Below are 17791 nucleotides of genomic sequence, written 5' to 3'. Positions count from 1 at the left end.
GTCCTCACCTGTTTTTCACGCGTCCGCTTTTGCCGCGGGCGGCATGCTTTTTGTTCCCAATGGTCCTTCATCCGCATGGCGTTGGAAGATCGGCATTGCCTTTGTTTTGCTTGTCGCCGATAATTTGACCGATTGGTAAAACATTACAATTTCCGCAGCATCACTCAAGCCGAAAATCAGCAAAAATCCAGAGAAATGTGATCGGCGAAGCGAAGCGGACAGGGGAGGGAACAGGATGGCCATTCCGAGGGCTGCAAAGACGCAGCGGCGCACGCGCATCCAGGAGGAAAAGGAGGAACGCATTCTCGAGGCGGCGCTCGACGTTTTTTCCTCCAGTGGTTTCCGTGGCTCGACTATCGACCAGATCGCCGATGCGGCCGGCATGTCGAAACCGAACCTCCTCTATTATTTCCGCACCAAGGAGGCGATCCACCGCCAGCTCATCGACCGGGTGCTGTTCACCTGGCTGGAGCCTTTGCGTGCCTTCGATGCCGAAGGCGATCCCGAAGCGGAAATCCGCTCCTACATCCGCCGAAAACTCGAGATGGCCCGCGACTTCCCCCGCGAGAGCCGGCTTTTCGCCAACGAGATCCTGCAGGGAGCACCGCATATCGAGGACGAGCTGAAGGGGCCGCTCAAGGAGCTCGTAGACGAGAAGGCGGAGGTCATCCGCGCCTGGGCGCGGGCCGGCAAGATTGCCGCATGCGATCCTTATCACCTGATCTTCTCGATCTGGGCGACGACGCAGCATTATGCGGATTTCGACGTCCAGGTGCGGGCAGTCCTCGGACAGGAGGCCGCAGGCGAAGGCCGTTTCGAAGATGCCGCCCGGTTTCTGGAACAGCTCTACATGAATGGACTGCGGGTTGGGGCGGACTGACTGTCCAATATATTCGGCAGAAAAGAAAAAACGCCGGCCTGGGGCCGGCGTTGCAGTCTTGGGGGTATGGGATCAGGCGGCGGCCGAGGCGAAACCGGCGGTCGGGACTTCCGAGATCGTCTTCAGAACCTGCGAAGCGATCTGGTAGGGGTCGCCCTGGGAGTTCGGGCGGCGGTCTTCCAGATAGCCCCTGTAGTCGTTCTTGACGAAGGAATGCGGAACGCGGATCGAAGCGCCGCGGTCGGCAACGCCGTAGGAGAACTTGTTCCACGGAGCCGTTTCGTGCTTGCCGGTCAGGCGCTTGTCGTTGTCCGGGCCATAGACGTTGATGTGGTCCATGAGATTCTTTTCGAACTGGGCCATCAACGCCTCGAAATAGGCCTTGCCGCCGACTTCGCGCATGAACTTGGTGGAGAAGTTGCAGTGCATGCCCGAACCGTTCCAGTCCGTGTCGCCGAGCGGCTTGCAGTGGAACTCGATGTCGATGCCGTACTTTTCGCAGAGGCGGAGAAGCAGGTAGCGCGCCATCCAGATCTGGTCGGCGGCCTTCTTGGAGCCCTTGCCGAAAACCTGGAATTCCCACTGGCCCTTTGCCACTTCGGCATTGATGCCTTCGTGGTTGATGCCGGCAGCGAGGCAGAGGTCTAGGTGCTCTTCAACGATTTCGCGGGCGATTGAACCGACGTTCTTGTAGCCGACGCCGGTATAATACGGACCCTGGGGAGCCGGGAAGCCGGATTCCGGGAAGCCGAGCGGGCGGCCGTTTTCGTAGAAGAAATATTCCTGCTCGAAACCGAACCACGCGTCCTCGTCGTCGAGGATGGTTGCGCGGCTGTTCGACGGATGCGGCGTGACGCCATCGGGCATCATCACTTCACACATTACCAGCACGCCGTTGGTGCGGGCTGGGTCAGGATAAAGCGCGACGGGCTTCAGCACGCAATCGGAGCTGCGGCCTTCGGCCTGCATGGTCGACGAACCGTCAAAGCCCCAGAGCGGAAGCTGCTCGAGCGTCGGGAAGCTGTCGAATTCCTTGATCTGCGTCTTGCCACGCAGGTTCGGGGTCGGGGTGTAACCGTCGAGCCAGATGTACTCGAGCTTATACTTCGTCATTTTTTATCTCTCAGGCCGTGGTGTTCATGGTTGAGCCATCCTGAGGAAGCGGCGCCTGAATGGGCCGCGCCTCGGGCATGAACAAGGGGAGTGCATATCCCGTGCCAGTTTGAAGGCCGGGTGTCATTTTTTCTTAAAAAAGTGTGAAGGCGAGAGATGCCGGCCTATCCGACCGGGCGGCTGCGTCCCATAAATAAGCGCTCGCTCATGAAAATGGCGGCTTTTGCGCCTCTCCGGCACCTCGTCTGGAACTGCCGGAGACGAAAGACGTTTGCCTTGCGGGCGCTCGAAAAGAGCAAATTTAGCTTCGGCAGGCACAAGCGGCTAAATTAGTGCCTAGCGCCCGAGATTGAAGTGATATAAAATCGTGCAATCAGCACAAAAAATGTGCAATTTGTGCTGGTGTGTATCTATATGCACCATTCGGTTTAGGAGACGATAGGATGACCACTGACATCCATCGTGAAACGGCCAGAATCTACCAGTTCCCCATCCGTCCCCGGCGGCGGCTCGATAACGGTGCTACGGCACCGAGCAGCGATCTGGAGATCGCCGGCAACGTTGTCGACACGTGCTGGTATCACGACGAAGCGGTCAAGGATTCGACCTCAAAGACCAACGAGCGCCCGAAGCCCTGCTGAGCGCTTATGGAGAGGCTTTGCCTTTCCGGCGGAGCTTTGCCTTTTTCTCCCGACTTATCAAAAAGCAAATAGCTTGAGCATCGCATATCCGAAGATTGCGATGAACAGCCATCCGAAGGCGCCGAGCGCGAGGGGGCGCCAGCCCTCCGCTTTCAAGTTTCCGATATCCGTATGCAGCCCCATGGCAGCGAGGGCCATGGAGAGAAGAAAGGCAGTCGCTGTCGCGAGCGCCTGGCTGATGCCGGCAGGGATGGGGACGGCACTGTTGAACAGCATCATGCCGACAAACCCCAGCACGAACCATGGCATCGGTATGGCACCCTTTGCGGCGCCCGCCGGACCGGAGCGCATGGCGAGCGCCAGCGTCATGACCAGCGGCGCCAGCATGACGACGCGGGCGAGCTTCGAGATCGTCCCGAACTGGCCAGCGACATCGCCGCCCTGGAAGGCCGCCGCCACCACCTGTGCCACTTCATGGATCGTGGTGCCCGTCCAGAGGCCGAAACCGCGAGCATCGAGGCCAAGAGGGGCGGCCAGCAGAGGATAAACAAGCATCGACAGTGAGCCGAACAGCGTGACGCAGGCAACCGCATAGGCGACGTGTTCCTGCTTTCCGCGAATCACGGTGTTGGCCGCGATGACTGCCGACGCACCGCAGACCGAGGTGCCGGCGGCAATCAGATCGGTCAGCGAGCGGTCGACACCCATCATCCGGCCGGCGATGCGGATCGCGACGAAGGTCGCGGCGAGGGTCAGCGCGACCATCGCAAGACCACCGCCGCCAAGGGACAAGATCTGTGCTGCAGTCACCTGCAGGCCAAGCAGAATGATGCCGAAGCGCAGAATACGCTTCAGCGAAAAGGTGATTCCGGCTTGCGTCGCGGCTGGAACCGTGGCGCCGTTGCGGATCAGTATGCCGATGAGGATCGAGAGAATAAGCGGGCTCAGCGCCATCCATCCGGTCAGATTGCGGATGGCAATCGCCGTCGCGGCGATCGCGGCCGTCAGAACGAGGCCGGGAAGAACAGGGGCGACAGCGGCGAAGCGGAACGAAGAGGCGGAGGAGTGTTCTGCTGCCGGTTGGATCTGCTTCATGATTTTTCCAAAGCGTGAGGCGATGATGGAAAATCATTCTCCATGGAGAAGAAACACAAATCCAATTGATAAGTCTTGTGATACCGTTCTTAAAAATCGAATGGTTTGGCTAGCATGACCCTTGAACAGCTCAGGATATTTCTCGAAGTAGCAGAGCGCGAACACGTCACGCGGGCGGCGGAGGCGTTGAACCTTACCCAATCCGCCGTGAGTGCGGCGGTCTCGGCGCTGGAAGCGCGGCATTCCGTCATCCTGTTCAACCGCGTCGGACGCCGGATCGAGTTGACGGAAGCGGGGCGGCTCTTCGTGCCGGAGGCACGGGCGGTGCTGGAGCGTGCCCGGACGGCAGAGCACATGCTTGCCGATCTCGGAGGTTCGGCTTCGGGGGTGCTGCGCGTTCACGCCAGCCAGACGGTGGCGAGCTACTGGCTGCCGGCGCGGCTCGTCGGTTATCATGAGCGCTTTCCGCGCGTCGACGTGCAGCTGACCGTGGGCAATACGCAGAGCGCTGCGGAAGCAGTGCTCGCTGGAGCGGCCGAGCTTGCGGTGGTGGAAGGCGAAGTCCTGCTGCCCGGCCTCAAGCGTCGCAAGGTGGCAGAAGACCGGCTGGTGCTGGTCGTCGGCCGCCGTCATCCCTGGGCCGACGGGAGAAAGATACGGTCCGGCGATTTCCTTGAGACCAACTGGATCATGCGCGAAAAAGGGTCCGGGACGCGTTCGGCCTTCGAAGCGCTGCTCGTCAATCTCGGCATCGAGCCGCAATCCCTGTCCGTCGTGCTTGAACTGCCGTCGAACGAAGCGGCCATGGCCGCAGCCGAGGCAGGCCTTGCCGCGACCGTGATTTCGAGCCGCGCTGCCCAACCTCATTCTTCTTCCGGCCGACTGCATGTCGCCGATTTTTCAATGCCGGTGCGGCAGTTTTCTGCGCTCCATCACGCCGAACGGCATGCGACGCGGGCGCTGCGGGCCATGCTCGACGTCCTCAGCGAACCGATGGAAGAGGAAAGCATCTAACCGCAAGAACTGGAAGAGCGCGAAGAACCGGAACTCCTTCCTTCTGCAGAACGTTTGCCCGGCAGGACGAACCAAGGGATCGGATATGGCAGAAGACAAGAAAGCTCAAGAAGCGGTGGAGCATGTCGGGAAACCGGGAGACGCGGCAAAACATCCCGCTGCCGGACCGCATGCCAAGCCGCACCTCACCGACAAGGAGAAGACGCCGGGGACCGGCTCGCTGCCCGAGCCGGATGCAAAGGAAGCCGACGCCGGACCGGATTAGGTGCGACGCCGTGCCCCTTGCCCTGATGAGGAGACGCCATTAACACCATGACGCAGCAAATGTGGCGGTGGGCATGGCAGGCGAAACAATCACACTCTATGAAGCGATCGGCGGAGACGCGACGGTGCGTGCTCTGGTCAGGCGCTTCTACGAGCTGATGGACACGCTGCCCGAAGCCGCCCGCTGCCGGGCCGTGCATCCGCCGAGCCTCGAAGGCAGCGAAGCCAAACTGTACGATTATCTGACCGGCTATCTCGGCGGCCCTCCCGTCTATGTGGAGAAATACGGTCATCCAAGGCTGCGCTCGCGCCATTTCGGCGCCGCCATCGGCCCCGAGGAGCGGGACGAATGGATACTCTGTTTCCGTCGGGCGATGGACGAGACCATCGAGAATCCGAAACTGCGCGATATCATCTGGGCGCCGGTCGAACGGCTGGCCTTCCACATGCAGAACAAGGAATAGGCCGTTGAAGGGGCTGGACAAACTGCGACCGTTGATCCTGCTTGTGAGCGGTCTGATGGGCGCTGCGGGGGTGGCTCTGGCAGCGGCTGCCAGCCACGGCGGCGATACTGTTTTCCTGGGCTCGGCCTCGACCATGTGCCTGGCACATGCGCCGGTCCTGCTCGGGCTCTATCTTGGCCACCTGCATTTTCGAACGGCAACGCTTGCCGCTCTGGTGCTCGGGTTGGGCACGATCATCTTCGCCGGCGACCTGGTGTCACGGCACTATCTCGGCGACCGGCTGTTTCCTTTTGCGGCGCCGACCGGCGGCACATTGATGATGCTCGGCTGGCTGGCGGTGGCGGCAGGCACGTTTCTCACCGTAAGACGCGCCTGAACCTTGCCTGATGGCGGCAGAGGAGGTTCTACTGCCTCGCTGGTATGATCGCCTGGATGAGCTGACCCTCGCTTTTGCCGGATTTCGTCGCAATATCGATCAGGGCAAGATCGGCCGCGGCCGCGGAGAAACCCTGTTCATTGAGATGTTTCACCAGATTGTCCGACGTATCCCCCAGCAACGGGGCGACTTGCGACAATGGATTCTTGATGATTTCGCGCGTGAATGCAAACTGGGGCGGGCCGCCGGCCTGCGGTTCGCTGCTCGGCCAGATGAAATAGGCGCTCCCCAATACGGAGACGAGCAGCGCCACGGTCATCGGCAGGTGCCGGAAATAGTTGGTAAACGGCCGCCAGTTCTTCCAAACGTGCAGGACGAAGGGCAAGATAAGCGCCACGCTCAGCCATTCGTGCATTCCGTGAAACCATGCCGTACCGACATGGAAGAAAAGGGCGACGCCGGAGATGAGCGAGACCAGGAAAAGGCCGGTGATAAGCGGGGTCGCGTAGCGGAGAAAGAAGTTTTTCATGTGAGGCACCGTCGTTCGTTTCAACGATATCTGCCCCAGCACTACGCCTTGTTGTAGTTAAATCCCTGTAACTATTGATGCCTGTCAAAAGCCAACACCACTCCCGTCTCCGCAGCGGAAAGGGTCGGCTCGTCACGTCGGCGCGGGGCGACCGGCAACGCCACCACATTGGTCATGTCCGGCGCCGCATTGGCCCGATTTGCCAGCAGCGCATAAAGCTCGGGCACCAGACCGTCGCCATTTTGTTCAGCAAGCTTGTGGAGGCCGATAAAGAGGCTCACGTCACGACGTTCTTCGTTCATCATTGCGTTCCTTCATCGTCTGGAGCGCCCGCTCCAGACTCGATTTCGATCCGTTGCGCAGGGGCACGAAGGCGACGCCGAACTTCTTGCAGCCGGTCTTCACCCTCAGGCATGCATCGTGGCTGATACAGTCGATGGGGCAGAAAACGCAGTCCACCGAGGGCAGCACCGTATCGATGCGCGAAACTGCTTCACGCAAACCCCCGTCGTGGTGAATTAGTTCCGCACCGAAATCGCTGGCAATCTCGCGAAGGTGCGCCACCTGACAATCGCGGCCGCCGACATAAAGGAAACTGCGGACGTCGATCGCGCCGTTGCCGGCGGCGGCCGATGTTCTGGATGCCTTCTCGGCGTCGCTATTGCCGTTCTTGCGCTTCTGCTTCTTTGCCATGACGCTCCCCGTTTGGCCGAGTCTGTGCGGGCGGAACCCCTCGATGGCGCGCACCATAGTAAAGTTGATTTTGTGAGTAAAGATTAAAGTTGATTGATTAAGTCATGATATCGAAGGCCGGCTTACCAGTCGGCTTCGGCAAAAATTTACCGTTTGATAAATTTTTTTGCTGTGGTACCTTTTTCCCAATAGTTGTCCATGAATCCATAAAAGAGGGAACATAAGATGGATCGACTGGGAAACGGTATTGAGGCCGGACGCCTCACGCCGGCGGAATACGAGTCGAATTTCGCCGATCTCCACCCGCGTCTCGACAGTCACGAGGCGCTGGTCGCCGCCGACCGCTGTTATTTCTGCTACGACGCGCCGTGCATGACGGCCTGTCCCACCGCCATCGATATCCCGCTGTTCATCCGGCAGATATCGACGGGCAATCCGATCGGATCAGCCAAGACGATTTTCGACCAGAATATCCTGGGCGGCATGTGCGCCCGCGTCTGTCCCACCGAAACGCTCTGCGAGCAGGTCTGCGTGCGCAACACCGCCGAGGACCGTCCGGTGGAGATCGGCAGGCTGCAGCGCTACGCGACCGATATCGCCATGGAGCAGGGGCGGCAGTTCTATAGCCGAAAAGCATCTACCGGAAAGACCGTCGCAATCGTCGGGGCAGGGCCTGCGGGACTTGCGGCCGCCCACCGCCTTGCCATGCACGGACATTCGGTGGTGATGCTGGAGGCCCGCGAAAAAGCGGGCGGGCTCAACGAATACGGTATCGCCACTTACAAGGCGGTCGACGACTTTGCCCGGCGCGAGGTCGAGTACGTTACGGCGATCGGCGGTATCGAGATCAGGAACGGCGTGGCGCTCGGCCGCGACTTCTCGCTTTCGGATCTGACGGCGAACTATGACGCCGTCTTCCTCGCCATGGGGCTTGCCGGCGTCAATGGGCTCGGCATCGAGGGCGAGGAACTCGAAGGCGTCGAGGATGCCGTCGATTTCATCGCGGCTCTCCGCCAGACAGCCGACAAGGCCACCGTTCCGATCGGACGGCGGGTCGTCGTGCTCGGCGGCGGCATGACCGCGATCGATGCGGCGATCCAGGCAAAGCTGCTCGGCGCCGAAGAAGTGACCATCTGCTATCGGCGCGGCAAGGAGAATATGAATGCGTCCGCCTATGAGCAGGATCTGGCGACCGCCAACGGCGTCATCATCCGCCATTGGCTGGCGCCTAAGGTAATTCTCGGTCAGGACGGCAAGGTGGCCGGTATCGAGGTGGAATATACCGCGATGCGCGACGGCAAGCTCGTCGGTACCGGCGAAACCGGCGTGATTGCCGCCGACCAGATCATGAAGGCGATCGGCCAGAGCTTCCTTGCCTCCGGTCTCGGGGCGCTGCAGATCGAGAGGGGCAAGATCTCGACCGACATCGAAGGCAGGACTTCGATCGAGGGCGTCTGGGCCGGCGGCGACTGCATCGGCCTTGGCGAGGATCTCACCGTTTCGGCCGTGGCGCAGGGGCGCGACGCCGCCGAGAGCATCAACCGTGTCCTGGCCGCCGGGGCGCGGCCGGCGACCGCCGTCGCCTGAGGGGAGATCGAACCATGGCTGATATCCGCAACAACTTCGTCGGCATCAAATCCCCCAATCCGTTCTGGCTGGCTTCCGCGCCGCCGACCGACAAGGCCTATAATGTCGAGCGCGCTTTCAAGGCGGGCTGGGGCGGCGTGGTCTGGAAGACGCTGGGCGAAGAAGGACCGCCGGTCGTCAACGTCAACGGCCCGCGCTACGGCGCGATCTGGGGCGCCGACCGGAGGCTTCTCGGGCTCAACAACATCGAGTTGATCACAGACCGCGACCTCTATACGAACCTGCGCGAAATGAAGCAGGTGAAGATGAACTGGCCGGACCGGGCGCTCATCGCCTCGATCATGGTTCCTTGCGAGGAAAATGCCTGGAAGGCGATCCTGCCGCTTGTCGAAGAGACGGGCGCCGACGGCATCGAACTCAACTTCGGCTGTCCGCACGGCATGTCCGAGCGCGGCATGGGCTCGGCGGTTGGTCAGGTGCCGGAATATATCGAGATGGTGGTGCGCTGGTGCAAGCAGTACACCCGCATGCCTGTCATCACCAAGCTGACGCCCAATATCACCGACATCCGCAAGCCGGCGCGGGCGGCACGAGCCGGCGGCACGGATGCCGTGTCGCTGATCAATACGATCAACTCGATCACCGGGGTCAATCTCGACACCTTCTCGCCTGAACCTTCGATCGACGGCCGCGGCAGCCATGGCGGCTATTGCGGTCCCGCGGTCAAGCCGATCGCGCTGAACATGGTGGCTGAAATCGCTCGCGATCCGGAAACCTACGGGCTGCCGATTTCCGGCATCGGCGGCGTCACGACCTGGCGCGACGCGGCAGAATTTCTGGTACTCGGCGCCGGCAACGTGCAGGTCTGCACGGCCGCGATGACCTACGGGTTCAAGATCGTCCAGGAGATGATCACCGGCCTCTCCGACTGGATGGACTCCAAGGGCCACCGGACGCTCGACGACATTACCGGTCGAGCCGTCCCGAACGTCTCCGACTGGCAATATCTGAACCTCAACTATGTGTCCAAGGCGCATATCGACCAGGATGCCTGCATCAAGTGCGGCCGCTGTCACATCGCGTGCGAGGACACCTCGCACCAGGCGATCACCAACGTCGTCAACGGTATCCGGCATTTCGAGGTGATCGAGGAGGAATGCGTCGGGTGCAATCTCTGCGTCAATGTCTGTCCGGTCCAGAACTGCATCACGATGGTGCCGCTTGCCGCCGGCGATCTCGACAAACGCACCGGCAAGGTGGTCGAGCCGACCTATGCCAACTGGACGACCCATCCCAACAATCCGATGGCGCGGCAGGCCGCGGAATAGGTTTCAATCCAAGAAAGGGCGGCGCGAGCCGCCCTTTTCGTATTCGTTTCTCAACCGCTGCTGATCCCGGCATAGATGCCGATGGTCAAGTATAGCAGCAGCGCCGCGACCGCGACGCCGACGATGAACAGAACAAGGCCTTTGCCGGCGCGGGCCTTTTTCACCTTCTGCCCGTGGCTATCGGCTGACGGCGCCAGTCCTGGTTCGTCCTCGGGTTTCATTCTGCCGCACTCCGTTTCTCAGGGCATTGAACATCGTTTTTTTTCATCAGGTTCCTGGAGTCCTGAAGATTTCGCGCCAATTGCCGAAAAGAGCGGGTCAGTGCTTTCCTGCGCTTCCTCGATGTTGTCCGCCTGATCATCGAGCGCTTTGGCCTGTTCCTCGAGGCGGTCGCTCAGTTTGCGGAGTTCCCGCTCGTCAAGCTTTTCGATGCCGACAAATCCGTTGGCTGCCTTGCTTGTAAGGATGAGTTCATCGAGTTTCGCCTGAACTGCCCTGCCATCCCGGTTCTGCGAGTTCTGCAGAACAAACACCATCAGGAACGTGACGATCGTGGTGGCGGTGTTGACGACGAGCTGCCAGGTTTCGGAGAAGCCGAAGAGAGGCCCGGTCAGCGCCCAGATAATGATGAAAACGACGGCCGAAACAAAAGCGACTGGTTTGCCCGACCATTCGGCAATGGCGCTCGAGAATCGGTCGAATATGTTGTTGCGTCCGCGGGGCGAAGCCATTTTCAATGTTCCAGGTGTCCTCTGCAGCTGCGTTCTGACGCTAGAAAGTTTAAAAGCGCGCCGAAGGTTCCACCGGCCGTTACAATCGAGGGGAATTGCGCCGCTCAAATGCCGGAACGGCCTTGAAGGCTCCGGGCATCGCCACACCTACTGTTTTTCGCCTATGATTTCCCGGACTAGCGGAAGCGAAGTTCTTTAGCGTTTTGTAATGTATTCTGGAATATTCGAGTCGAAGGCGGCTCTGGAGTGATTCTATGAAGGCCTTGGTGATCCGGTCAACGAAGACGACCCCCATTGCCGTCTTGCTCGGGTTCCTGGCCTTTTCCGCTCTGCTTGGGTGGACGGAGTACTCAAATTGGAGGGCCGAGGTCGGACGGGTCGAGATGAGCCTGGAGCAGACCGCGGAGGCAATTGCCCAGCATGCGGACGATGTCATCGAGACCTCGCGGCTCCCCCTTGCCAGCCTGATCGCGGTGATTGGCGATGAAGAGGGGCATCCCCATATTGCGGCGAAAATCAAATCGCTGATCACACGCCAGATGAAGGCGTCGCCGACGCTCGACACACTTTCCTATATCGATGCGGAAGGCCGCATGATCGCGACATCGGCTGACCGGCCGCCGGCGGGCGTGCTCTATACGGACCGGGAATATTTCCAGTACCACAAGGCCAAGCCCTTCCCGTTGCCGGTCCTCGGCAAGCCGATCAAGAGCCGCCTGTCGGGGGATTGGGTCTGGCCGATTTCACAGAAGGTCCTGCGGGCCGACGGCTCGTTCGGAGGCGTTGTCGTCTCCACCATTCGCGTCAAGCATTTCATCAATTTCTTCCGAAATTTCCCGGTCGGGAGCGACGGGTCTTTCCTGATGGCGCGCGGCGACGGCATGATTCTCGCTCGCGGTCCGATGGCGGAAAACTTCCTGGGCACCAACATGGCCGCGCACGAACTCTTTGCGCGACACCTGAGAGCGAGAACGGCGGGAGCCTTTCATTACCGATCTCCGGTGGACCAGCAGCAGCGGATCGGCGGCTTCTATCAGAGCGAGCGGACCGGCATCGTCGTTCTCGCCGCGGCCGCGAAGCAGCAGATCCTGCTTGAGTGGATGACACAGGCCAAGCTCCGCTGGATCTATGCCTTGGTTTTGATGGCCATTTCGGTCCTTGCCGCGTCCCATTGGCGCCAGCAGCTCAAGCGGCGCGAGGAAAGCGAGGCCCAGCTTGCGGCGCGCGAAGCCGAATTCAGGTTGCTTGCCGAATCATCGAGCGACGTCATCTCCCGTTTTGATGAGAACGGCATCCGGGAATATGTCTCTCCATCCTCGGCCGCGATCCTGGGCATCGAGGCGGATAGATTGATCGGAAAAAGCGTCTATGCCGGCATGACGGAAGAAGCCGAGGCAACCATTCGGGAGGCTGCAGCGCGGTTGCAGAACGGGTCGACCCACGAGAAATTCCTCATCAAGCATGTGAAGCCGAGCGGCGAGGAGGTGTGGCTCGAGACGGCCCTGAGCAAATTGCCGGAGCAAAACAAAGCGAGCGCGACGAGGGTCGTTGCGATCACTCGCGACGTCACGACACACAAGATCATGCATGATCAACTGGATCAGCTTGCCAGTACCGACGATCTGACGAAGCTCGCCAACCGCCGGTCCTTCAACGTCCGATTTGAAGAGGCAATGAAGCGGGCCCGGCGCGGCAGGACGCCATTGTCCCTGCTGATGATCGATGCCGACCGCTTCAAGCTGTTGAACGACATTTACGGTCATGCCGCCGGCGACGAATGCCTCGCACAGATTGCCGCTGTCGTCAGGAACTGCGTCAAGCGTCCCGGCGACATCGCCGCCCGTTACGGCGGCGAAGAAATGGCGGTGCTGCTGTCGGATGCGGATATCGGCGGGGCGTGGACAGTGGCTGAAAGAATTCGCGTGCAGGTCAGTGCGCTGGCCTTGCCGCATACGGGCAATCCGCCGTTCGGCCACGTCACCGTCAGCATCGGAACGGCCACGCTGCCACCGGAGGCGCCGGGCGACATCACTGCTCAGGCTCTGTTCACGCAGGCCGACGCGGCGCTTTATCGGGCGAAGGAAGCGGGGCGCAATCAGGTCATCAACGCCAACCGGACGTGGTACCAGATCGCGAAGTCGGCCACATGACCGGTATTTCCTACAAGCCCGTTGCTCTTGGCGAATATGTCGCGGATTTGCCGCGTGCATCGACTGTATCGGACATGCGCTTCAACTGTATCGAATGGCGACAAATGTCCCTATCCGATGCTTCGACGCCATGGAAGCGTTCACCGAATAGCGGCTGGTTGCTGTTGATCTTGTGGATCGGGGGATGCGCGATCTAGAACTTCTGTCTATGCTGCGTCAGCATTGTCTGACGATGATTTGCTCGGGACAGGGATTATCGTCGCAGATGCGGCCGGCAGAGGGGAATTTGATGGAGCGCAAGCGAGTCTGGGCTGGCGGAGAGTTATGGAAGCGTTTGCTGCCGGAAGAACCGCCATCATGGAAACGCGGGCTGGCCGTCGCTTTTGCATGCCTGCTCATCGGTTTCGCCATTCGCGCTTTTCTTTCGATATGGCTGACCGGTGCGCCATTTCTTACCTTTTACCCGCTGATCGTGGTGTCTGCAGCCTGGGGAGGCCCGTGGGCCGGCGCCCTGGTGATTGTCGCGGCCGCTTCTTTCGCTTTGGCCGGCGCTACCACCGGTGGCGCCTGGGCGGGCACGATGGCGGCGACCGTCATGTTCGTCGTATTCGGCGGCTTGATGGTCACCATCATCCACGCGCTTCAGCAGGCTATTCAGGCTCAGCAGGCCGCCGAAAGGGAAGCCGAAATCATGGCGCGCGAAATGCGCCATCGCGTTTCGAACATCATGCAGCTCGTTCTGTCCATTGCCCAGCTGACATGGCGCAATACCAAGGAGCCGGAACGCTTTATGCCGCTGTTCGAAGGCCGCCTCTCGGCGCTGTCGCAGTCGCATCGCATTTCTTCCGGCAGCGCCGGCGCGCCGCCCGATCTGCACGCGCTCCTTCGGGTTCTGCTCTCGCCCTATGGTCCCGAGCGGTTTCGCTTCTCCGGACCGAGCGTTCAGCTGCATGAAGCCATTACGCCGCGGATCGGTTTGATCATCCACGAACTCGCCACCAATGCCGCCAAATACGGCGCTCTCTCGGTGCCGGAGGGAATTGTCAGCGTGGAATGGAAGATGCTGCCGCAGCTCGTCGAGATCCACTGGACCGAAAGCAACGGCCCTTCGGTCACCCAGCCCGAGCGCCAGGGGTTCGGGAGCAAGCTCATTCCTGCCGCTCTATCGGGAGGAATGGGCGAGGTGGAGACGGTATTTGCACCCGAAGGCGTGCGAAGCTGTCTGCGCATACATTACGACGAGGCGCCGCCCGAGGCGCGGCTCTCCGCCTGAACGGCGGGTGTGCCTCCGTGTACCGCCGTTGATCGTCAATTGCACGGCGATCCCGAAAGCGAAGCCGCGTTTCGGGATCGCCAGCCCCAAATGACCTATTTCGAAAGCCCGAAGAACTCTCTTTTGTGTTCAACCGACAGAAGCCGCAGCCGCGCAAGGTTCCTCAGAATATTGACAGGCCGCTTCAGAGCGCTCCTGTTCAGGAAATACATCTCGATAAGACTGGGCGCCTTGCTGTGCGATCCCTTGTGCGCGACGCGATAGACCGCGCCCGGGAATGGCAGTGATTTCAATGGTGTTCCGCGCGCAGCCAAAGCTGGCGCTATGCGGACATGGCTGCCGAGCATATCCTTGATCCATTCGAGGGAAGCATCTTCTGCGCTCGGCGGCAGCCCGTAGAGATCCGAGCGGATGATCAGCGATGTTCCGCAATAGTGGCTGAACTGGTCCCGACCCAACAAAAGACTGCCGCCGTCGTCCCAGATATAGCCCTTGTCGATCGTCCAGCCGTTCTCGTTATGATGCTGCGACACATACTCGACAATCCGGGCGCTTACAAAATCGTCGTCGTCGACGATCATGAAGAAACGGCTGTCTCTGGCATCGAGCATGCCTGCAAGCACGCGCCGGCCCTTGTCGGCGCGGAAGGAATCGAGAAATTCTTCCTGGGTCGCATTGCCGCGATCATGGATGTCGTTCGGCGGAAAATCCACCCAGGTCACCGAGAATTTGTCCGGCAGCGCGGGAAGATCAGCGCCTCTGTTGGCGACGATCACTCCTCGCCAGTCAGGGCTGGTTTGATTGGAAATCGAGGCGACGGTCTGCGTCAGATTTTTCTTCAGCAGGCCCCAGTCGCGCGCATTTTTCTGGTGCCTCACGGGGATGATGAACGTTACTACGGTCATGACGGCCTCCGGTCGTTGTCTTTGGGCTGGGTCACGCTGCGACACCCGCCTGTTCCCTTGCCCATCGGATGCCGTCGTCGAGCGAGGTTGCCTTGTAAGAGAGATCCGTGCCTCCCGAAAAAGCATTCATGAAGCGCCGGATCTTGCCGTAATTGTTGTCGAGTACGGCATGGCGGCGTCCGATCAGGAGAGAGCAGATATGCACGTGCAGGCGGTCGGTCACGATAGCCTTGCCGCGGGAGATCTGCCGGATACCGCGCTGGAAGCGGTTGTTGGCCGCGGCATCCAGTTTGCGCAGCCGTACTTCCGAGGGACTGAGATGCAGCAGTGCGGATGCCGCGCCGAGCGCCTTTGCGACGCGCACCTTCGAACGGTTCTCGGTAATCCAGTCTTCCTTCGGGATGTCGGGATAGGCGGAAAAATCGACCGTCCCGACCTGTTCCTTATCCTGGCGGAGCATTGCAAGGACGGGGAATTGCGGCGTGTCGGGCTCTATACTGCCGATGCAAAATGCCATGTCCGGGCACAGATGCACCTGGCAATCGAAATTTTCCTTGGCGAACTGAAACGACTCCTCGTCCCGCACCAAGAGCACGAAGTTGCCGTGCCTGCCGATCGCGCGCTTGCTCTGCTCCAGCCGTTCCGGAGACTTGTAGTGAATCGACTGCGGAAACTGGACGATCTGCCGGTTCGGAAACAGCTCCATCACCCGCTCCCGGAAATCCTGGTGGAAGACCCAAACGTCGCCGAAATTGCCGCCCCCGTGAATGAAGATCGGACCGCTTGGGGCCGCGCTCTTGAGTTCGTCCGGTGAAAAATCGTCGGTCGTGCAGACGTAGGAGGGCCGCTTTGCGTAGCGATCCTTCAAATAAGCCATTTCCCCCAGCCAGATCGCGGAATCTCCGCAGTTCTTGATGTCGGGAAAATCCAGTATCGCCAAAGGTTCATCGGGCTTGACGAATTGCTTCAGGCAATCGTGCGTTCTGTTCTGGAGCCTGGTGATGAGTTCGGATTGCTGTACCGCGGGCATCGTACCTCTCTTTCGAAAGTTGTAATTAAACAGGCCTCTGATCAGGCGTGGCTGACTTTGGAAATCACCTTGGAGGCGATTCTTCGTATTTCGGTCTCGGGACCGTTTGGACGGTCCATGACCAGCCAAAGAAGGATACTGGAGGTGCAATAGAGAACGCCTCCAAGGCAAATGAGGATGGCGAGCTGCAGAGCCAGCGCCGTCGAGGTGGTCTCAACCCCCATCTGGCGGTGAGCAAGCAAGACGCCTGCCGCCATGATGGCCGAGCTCGCGAGCGCCCGGAAATTCGCCCACAGTTGTGCCGTCACCGGAACATTGATGAAGCGTTTGACGATGATCATGTTGACGAAAGCGCTGAAGAGACCGGTGAGCACCCGGCTGACGATCAGCCCCGGCAGGCCCCAGAAGACTAGGCCGACGGTGATCACTGGAACCCGCACCAGAAGCATCTGGGTATCGCGGATGAACAGGGTGCGGGTGTGGCCGAGAGCCATGCCGAGCGGCTGGTTGAGCGAGCCCAGCGTCTGCAGGGCGTAAACGGACGAGAGCGCTTGGATGATGAAGATGACAGGAAGCCACTTTTCTCCGAGAACGAGCCGGACGAGGGGGTCGGCAACGACCGCCATTCCTATGCCGGCAGGCAAGGCAACGGCCGTCAGCAGCGCCTGCGCCCGCTGATAGGCTGCCGCCAGACGATGGGGGTCGTGGCGGACATTGGCGAAACCGGGATAGATGGTCGCCGTCAGCGGCGCCGTCGCCTCGCGCGTCGGCGTCATGGCGAGCTGGCCGCCGAGCGAATAATAGCCGAGCGCGGAGCCGTCCAGCAGCTTGCCGATGAGCAGGTAGTCGAAACGCCAATTGAGCGTATTGACGATCTGCCCGGCGGTAATCCAGAGGGAAAACGAAAAGAACTCCCGCATATGGGAGAAGGTGAGGCGGGGGCGGAAGGGCATCACAAGGTATGACGTCAGGACGTTCGTCGCCTGCATGACCAGAGTGCCGACCACAAGCGCCCAGTAGCTGTGGTAGATGACGGCTATGGCGACGGTCGCGACGAATCCGGCAACTTTCTGGGCGACATTCAGTACGAATTCTTGCCAGAAGATCAGCTCCCGCTGGAGCATGATCCTGCGCGGATTGGCAAGCCCGTTGATCAGCAGGCTGAGGCTGAGCGCGAGCAGGACCCCGAACAGGCGCGGCTCCTCGTAAAGGACGGAGGCCGGATAGGCGAATGCGGCGAAGAGAAGGCACAATATCAGGCCGCGGGTCGCAGCCAATGTCCATGCGGCGCTGAAATGGGATTCTCCGGGATCTTCGTGCCGGATCAGCGCTTCGCCGAGGGAAAGCTCGGTAACCGTCGTGACGATGGCGAGCATGGTTGTCGCAAGCGCCACCACGCCAAAATCCGAAGGCAATAGATACCAGGCCAGGATAATGGTGCTGAGGGTCGACAATCCATTGACGATGACCCTCGAGAGGGTGACCCAGAGACTTCCCGTCACCAACCGATCAGCGATGCTCATGGCAGGCCCCTTCGATGCAATGTCGGGCATGGCTCATCCGGAACCGCCGCAGGCCGACAGCTACGCGAGGCGGCCATAAGCGGTCGACGTCGCTCGCGCCAAGCGAAAGCTTTTCCGGGTGAGCCGCGTCCGAAAGACACGGGTTGCCTATTGGGCACTACGCTCATTGAGCCCCCTATCTGCACTCTCCTCCCT

21 protein-coding genes are annotated in these 17791 nt (G+C 60.4%); 10 read left to right on the top strand and 11 right to left on the bottom strand.

All coding sequences use genetic code 11. From position 1 onward, the window contains the following. Positions 1 to 15 precede the first annotated feature (15 nt). Positions 16 to 243 (bottom strand): hypothetical protein, encoded by a 228-nt coding sequence (locus EDE09_RS05130; protein ID WP_132409269.1) that lies wholly within the window; start codon positions 241 to 243, stop codon positions 16 to 18. Between EDE09_RS05130 and EDE09_RS05125 the strand changes: the two genes are divergently transcribed. Next, on the top strand, positions 236 to 880 hold the full coding sequence (locus EDE09_RS05125; RefSeq protein ID WP_105372953.1) for a TetR family transcriptional regulator C-terminal domain-containing protein: 645 nt from the start codon (positions 236 to 238) through the stop codon (positions 878 to 880). The genes EDE09_RS05130 and EDE09_RS05125 overlap by 8 nt on opposite strands. A 72-nt stretch (positions 881 to 952) precedes the next feature. Here EDE09_RS05125 and EDE09_RS05120 read toward each other — a convergent pair whose 3' ends face one another. Beyond that, entirely contained in the window at positions 953 to 1993 is a 1041-nt protein-coding gene (locus tag EDE09_RS05120) for a glutamine synthetase beta-grasp domain-containing protein (RefSeq protein ID WP_105372952.1), read from the bottom strand. A 443-nt stretch (positions 1994 to 2436) separates the two neighbouring features. Between EDE09_RS05120 and EDE09_RS05115 the strand changes: the two genes are divergently transcribed. Beyond that, positions 2437 to 2634: a DUF2735 domain-containing protein gene (locus EDE09_RS05115; protein ID WP_105372951.1), complete on the top strand. Its 198-nt coding sequence runs from the start codon at positions 2437 to 2439 to the stop codon at positions 2632 to 2634. A 57-nt stretch (positions 2635 to 2691) separates the two neighbouring features. On the opposite strand, the gene EDE09_RS05110 is transcribed toward EDE09_RS05115, so the two are convergent. Continuing rightward, a complete protein-coding gene (locus tag EDE09_RS05110) occupies positions 2692 to 3729 on the bottom strand; it encodes a putative sulfate exporter family transporter (protein WP_105372950.1) in 1038 nt (345 codons plus the stop codon). A 114-nt stretch (positions 3730 to 3843) separates the two neighbouring features. On the opposite strand from EDE09_RS05110, the gene EDE09_RS05105 reads away from it, so the two are divergent. The 4 genes from EDE09_RS05105 (at position 3844) to EDE09_RS05090 (ending at position 5847) form a co-directional block, all read left to right on the top strand. Next, complete coding sequence (locus EDE09_RS05105; protein ID WP_105372949.1) at positions 3844 to 4743, top strand: LysR substrate-binding domain-containing protein; 900 nt, start codon at positions 3844 to 3846, stop codon at positions 4741 to 4743. 85 nt (positions 4744 to 4828) lie between these two features. Next, entirely contained in the window at positions 4829 to 5008 is a 180-nt protein-coding gene (locus EDE09_RS05100; RefSeq protein WP_105372948.1) for a hypothetical protein, read from the top strand. Between the two features lie 73 nt (positions 5009 to 5081). Continuing rightward, positions 5082 to 5471, top strand: a complete 390-nt coding sequence (locus EDE09_RS05095; protein ID WP_105372947.1) for a group II truncated hemoglobin — start codon at positions 5082 to 5084, stop codon at positions 5469 to 5471. A gap of 55 nt (positions 5472 to 5526) precedes the next feature. Next, complete coding sequence (locus EDE09_RS05090; protein WP_105373064.1) at positions 5527 to 5847, top strand: DUF423 domain-containing protein; 321 nt, start codon at positions 5527 to 5529, stop codon at positions 5845 to 5847. 28 nt (positions 5848 to 5875) lie between these two features. Here EDE09_RS05090 and EDE09_RS05085 read toward each other — a convergent pair whose 3' ends face one another. The 3 genes from EDE09_RS05085 to EDE09_RS05075 all read right to left on the bottom strand — a co-directional run bounded on the left by EDE09_RS05085 (position 5876) and on the right by EDE09_RS05075 (position 7069). Next, a complete protein-coding gene (locus tag EDE09_RS05085; protein ID WP_105372946.1) occupies positions 5876 to 6376 on the bottom strand; it encodes a DUF4405 domain-containing protein in 501 nt (166 codons plus the stop codon). 71 nt (positions 6377 to 6447) lie between these two features. Next, the gene (locus tag EDE09_RS05080) at positions 6448 to 6678 is read right to left on the bottom strand and encodes a hypothetical protein (protein ID WP_105373063.1); all 231 of its coding nucleotides are present in this window, start codon (positions 6676 to 6678) and stop codon (positions 6448 to 6450) included. After that, the gene (locus EDE09_RS05075; protein WP_105372945.1) at positions 6659 to 7069 is read right to left on the bottom strand and encodes a DUF2325 domain-containing protein; all 411 of its coding nucleotides are present in this window, start codon (positions 7067 to 7069) and stop codon (positions 6659 to 6661) included. The genes EDE09_RS05080 and EDE09_RS05075 overlap by 20 nt, the downstream gene beginning before the upstream one ends. Before the next feature lie 225 nt (positions 7070 to 7294). Between EDE09_RS05075 and EDE09_RS05070 the strand changes: the two genes are divergently transcribed. Together EDE09_RS05070 and preA are read left to right on the top strand one after the other, a co-directional pair. Continuing rightward, entirely contained in the window at positions 7295 to 8656 is a 1362-nt protein-coding gene (locus EDE09_RS05070; RefSeq protein ID WP_132409267.1) for an NAD(P)-dependent oxidoreductase, read from the top strand. 14 nt (positions 8657 to 8670) lie between these two features. Further along, a complete protein-coding gene (preA, locus tag EDE09_RS05065; RefSeq protein ID WP_105372943.1) occupies positions 8671 to 9984 on the top strand; it encodes an NAD-dependent dihydropyrimidine dehydrogenase subunit PreA in 1314 nt (437 codons plus the stop codon). Positions 9985 to 10034: 50 nt separating this feature from the next. Here the strand turns inward: preA and EDE09_RS28075 are convergent, their stop codons facing one another. Both EDE09_RS28075 and EDE09_RS05060 read right to left on the bottom strand, forming a co-directional pair. Next, positions 10035 to 10205, bottom strand: a complete 171-nt coding sequence (locus EDE09_RS28075) for a hypothetical protein (protein ID WP_165924113.1) — start codon at positions 10203 to 10205, stop codon at positions 10035 to 10037. An 18-nt stretch (positions 10206 to 10223) separates the two neighbouring features. After that, positions 10224 to 10715, bottom strand: coding sequence for a low affinity iron permease family protein (locus tag EDE09_RS05060; RefSeq protein WP_105372942.1), 492 nt, complete (start codon positions 10713 to 10715; stop codon positions 10224 to 10226). 383 nt (positions 10716 to 11098) lie between these two features. On the opposite strand from EDE09_RS05060, the gene EDE09_RS05055 reads away from it, so the two are divergent. Then, positions 11099 to 12865, top strand: coding sequence for a diguanylate cyclase (locus EDE09_RS05055; protein WP_165924112.1), 1767 nt, complete (start codon positions 11099 to 11101; stop codon positions 12863 to 12865). A gap of 289 nt (positions 12866 to 13154) precedes the next feature. Then, on the top strand, positions 13155 to 14138 hold the full coding sequence (locus EDE09_RS05050; RefSeq protein ID WP_157949058.1) for a sensor histidine kinase: 984 nt from the start codon (positions 13155 to 13157) through the stop codon (positions 14136 to 14138). Positions 14139 to 14233: 95 nt separating this feature from the next. Here the strand turns inward: EDE09_RS05050 and EDE09_RS05045 are convergent, their stop codons facing one another. Genes EDE09_RS05045 through EDE09_RS05035 form a run of 3 tightly spaced genes read right to left on the bottom strand, consistent with a single transcriptional unit; the run spans position 14234 to position 17596 of the window. Continuing rightward, complete coding sequence (locus tag EDE09_RS05045) at positions 14234 to 15043, bottom strand: galactosyl transferase (protein ID WP_105372938.1); 810 nt, start codon at positions 15041 to 15043, stop codon at positions 14234 to 14236. Positions 15044 to 15074: 31 nt separating this feature from the next. Further along, entirely contained in the window at positions 15075 to 16073 is a 999-nt protein-coding gene (locus EDE09_RS05040) for a polysaccharide pyruvyl transferase family protein (RefSeq protein ID WP_105372937.1), read from the bottom strand. Between the two features lie 41 nt (positions 16074 to 16114). Next, positions 16115 to 17596, bottom strand: coding sequence for a lipopolysaccharide biosynthesis protein (locus EDE09_RS05035; RefSeq protein WP_105373062.1), 1482 nt, complete (start codon positions 17594 to 17596; stop codon positions 16115 to 16117). Positions 17597 to 17791: the final 195 nt, after the last annotated feature.

It is taken from the genome of Neorhizobium sp. S3-V5DH (assembly GCF_004343065.1).
GTDB lineage: Bacteria > Pseudomonadota > Alphaproteobacteria > Rhizobiales > Rhizobiaceae > Neorhizobium > Neorhizobium huautlense.
The sequence above is the reverse complement of the archived record's forward strand: the minus strand, read 5'-3'. Positions and strand labels throughout refer to the sequence as shown.

Bases quoted from the DNA above. Each gene is read 5' to 3' on its own strand.
- EDE09_RS05050 (WP_157949058.1), top strand. From the start codon at position 13,155: ATGGAGCGCAAGCGAGTCTGGGCTGGCGGAGAGTTATGGAAGCGTTTG.
- EDE09_RS05035 (WP_105373062.1), bottom strand. From the start codon at position 17,596: ATGAGCATCGCTGATCGGTTGGTGACGGGAAGTCTCTGGGTCACCCTC.
- EDE09_RS05085 (WP_105372946.1), bottom strand. From the start codon at position 6,376: ATGAAAAACTTCTTTCTCCGCTACGCGACCCCGCTTATCACCGGCCTT.
- EDE09_RS05045 (WP_105372938.1), bottom strand. From the start codon at position 15,043: ATGACCGTAGTAACGTTCATCATCCCCGTGAGGCACCAGAAAAATGCG.
- EDE09_RS05075 (WP_105372945.1), bottom strand. From the start codon at position 7,069: ATGGCAAAGAAGCAGAAGCGCAAGAACGGCAATAGCGACGCCGAGAAG.
- EDE09_RS05095 (WP_105372947.1), top strand. From the start codon at position 5,082: ATGGCAGGCGAAACAATCACACTCTATGAAGCGATCGGCGGAGACGCG.
- EDE09_RS05060 (WP_105372942.1), bottom strand. From the start codon at position 10,715: ATGGCTTCGCCCCGCGGACGCAACAACATATTCGACCGATTCTCGAGC.
- EDE09_RS05115 (WP_105372951.1), top strand. From the start codon at position 2,437: ATGACCACTGACATCCATCGTGAAACGGCCAGAATCTACCAGTTCCCC.
- EDE09_RS05125 (WP_105372953.1), top strand. From the start codon at position 236: ATGGCCATTCCGAGGGCTGCAAAGACGCAGCGGCGCACGCGCATCCAG.
- EDE09_RS28075 (WP_165924113.1), bottom strand. From the start codon at position 10,205: ATGAAACCCGAGGACGAACCAGGACTGGCGCCGTCAGCCGATAGCCAC.
- EDE09_RS05055 (WP_165924112.1), top strand. From the start codon at position 11,099: ATGAGCCTGGAGCAGACCGCGGAGGCAATTGCCCAGCATGCGGACGAT.
- EDE09_RS05090 (WP_105373064.1), top strand. From the start codon at position 5,527: ATGGGCGCTGCGGGGGTGGCTCTGGCAGCGGCTGCCAGCCACGGCGGC.
- EDE09_RS05130 (WP_132409269.1), bottom strand. From the start codon at position 243: ATGGCCATCCTGTTCCCTCCCCTGTCCGCTTCGCTTCGCCGATCACAT.
- EDE09_RS05100 (WP_105372948.1), top strand. From the start codon at position 4,829: ATGGCAGAAGACAAGAAAGCTCAAGAAGCGGTGGAGCATGTCGGGAAA.
- EDE09_RS05070 (WP_132409267.1), top strand. From the start codon at position 7,295: ATGGATCGACTGGGAAACGGTATTGAGGCCGGACGCCTCACGCCGGCG.
- EDE09_RS05040 (WP_105372937.1), bottom strand. From the start codon at position 16,073: ATGCCCGCGGTACAGCAATCCGAACTCATCACCAGGCTCCAGAACAGA.
- EDE09_RS05105 (WP_105372949.1), top strand. From the start codon at position 3,844: ATGACCCTTGAACAGCTCAGGATATTTCTCGAAGTAGCAGAGCGCGAA.
- EDE09_RS05110 (WP_105372950.1), bottom strand. From the start codon at position 3,729: ATGAAGCAGATCCAACCGGCAGCAGAACACTCCTCCGCCTCTTCGTTC.
- preA (WP_105372943.1), top strand. From the start codon at position 8,671: ATGGCTGATATCCGCAACAACTTCGTCGGCATCAAATCCCCCAATCCG.
- EDE09_RS05080 (WP_105373063.1), bottom strand. From the start codon at position 6,678: ATGAACGAAGAACGTCGTGACGTGAGCCTCTTTATCGGCCTCCACAAG.
- EDE09_RS05120 (WP_105372952.1), bottom strand. From the start codon at position 1,993: ATGACGAAGTATAAGCTCGAGTACATCTGGCTCGACGGTTACACCCCG.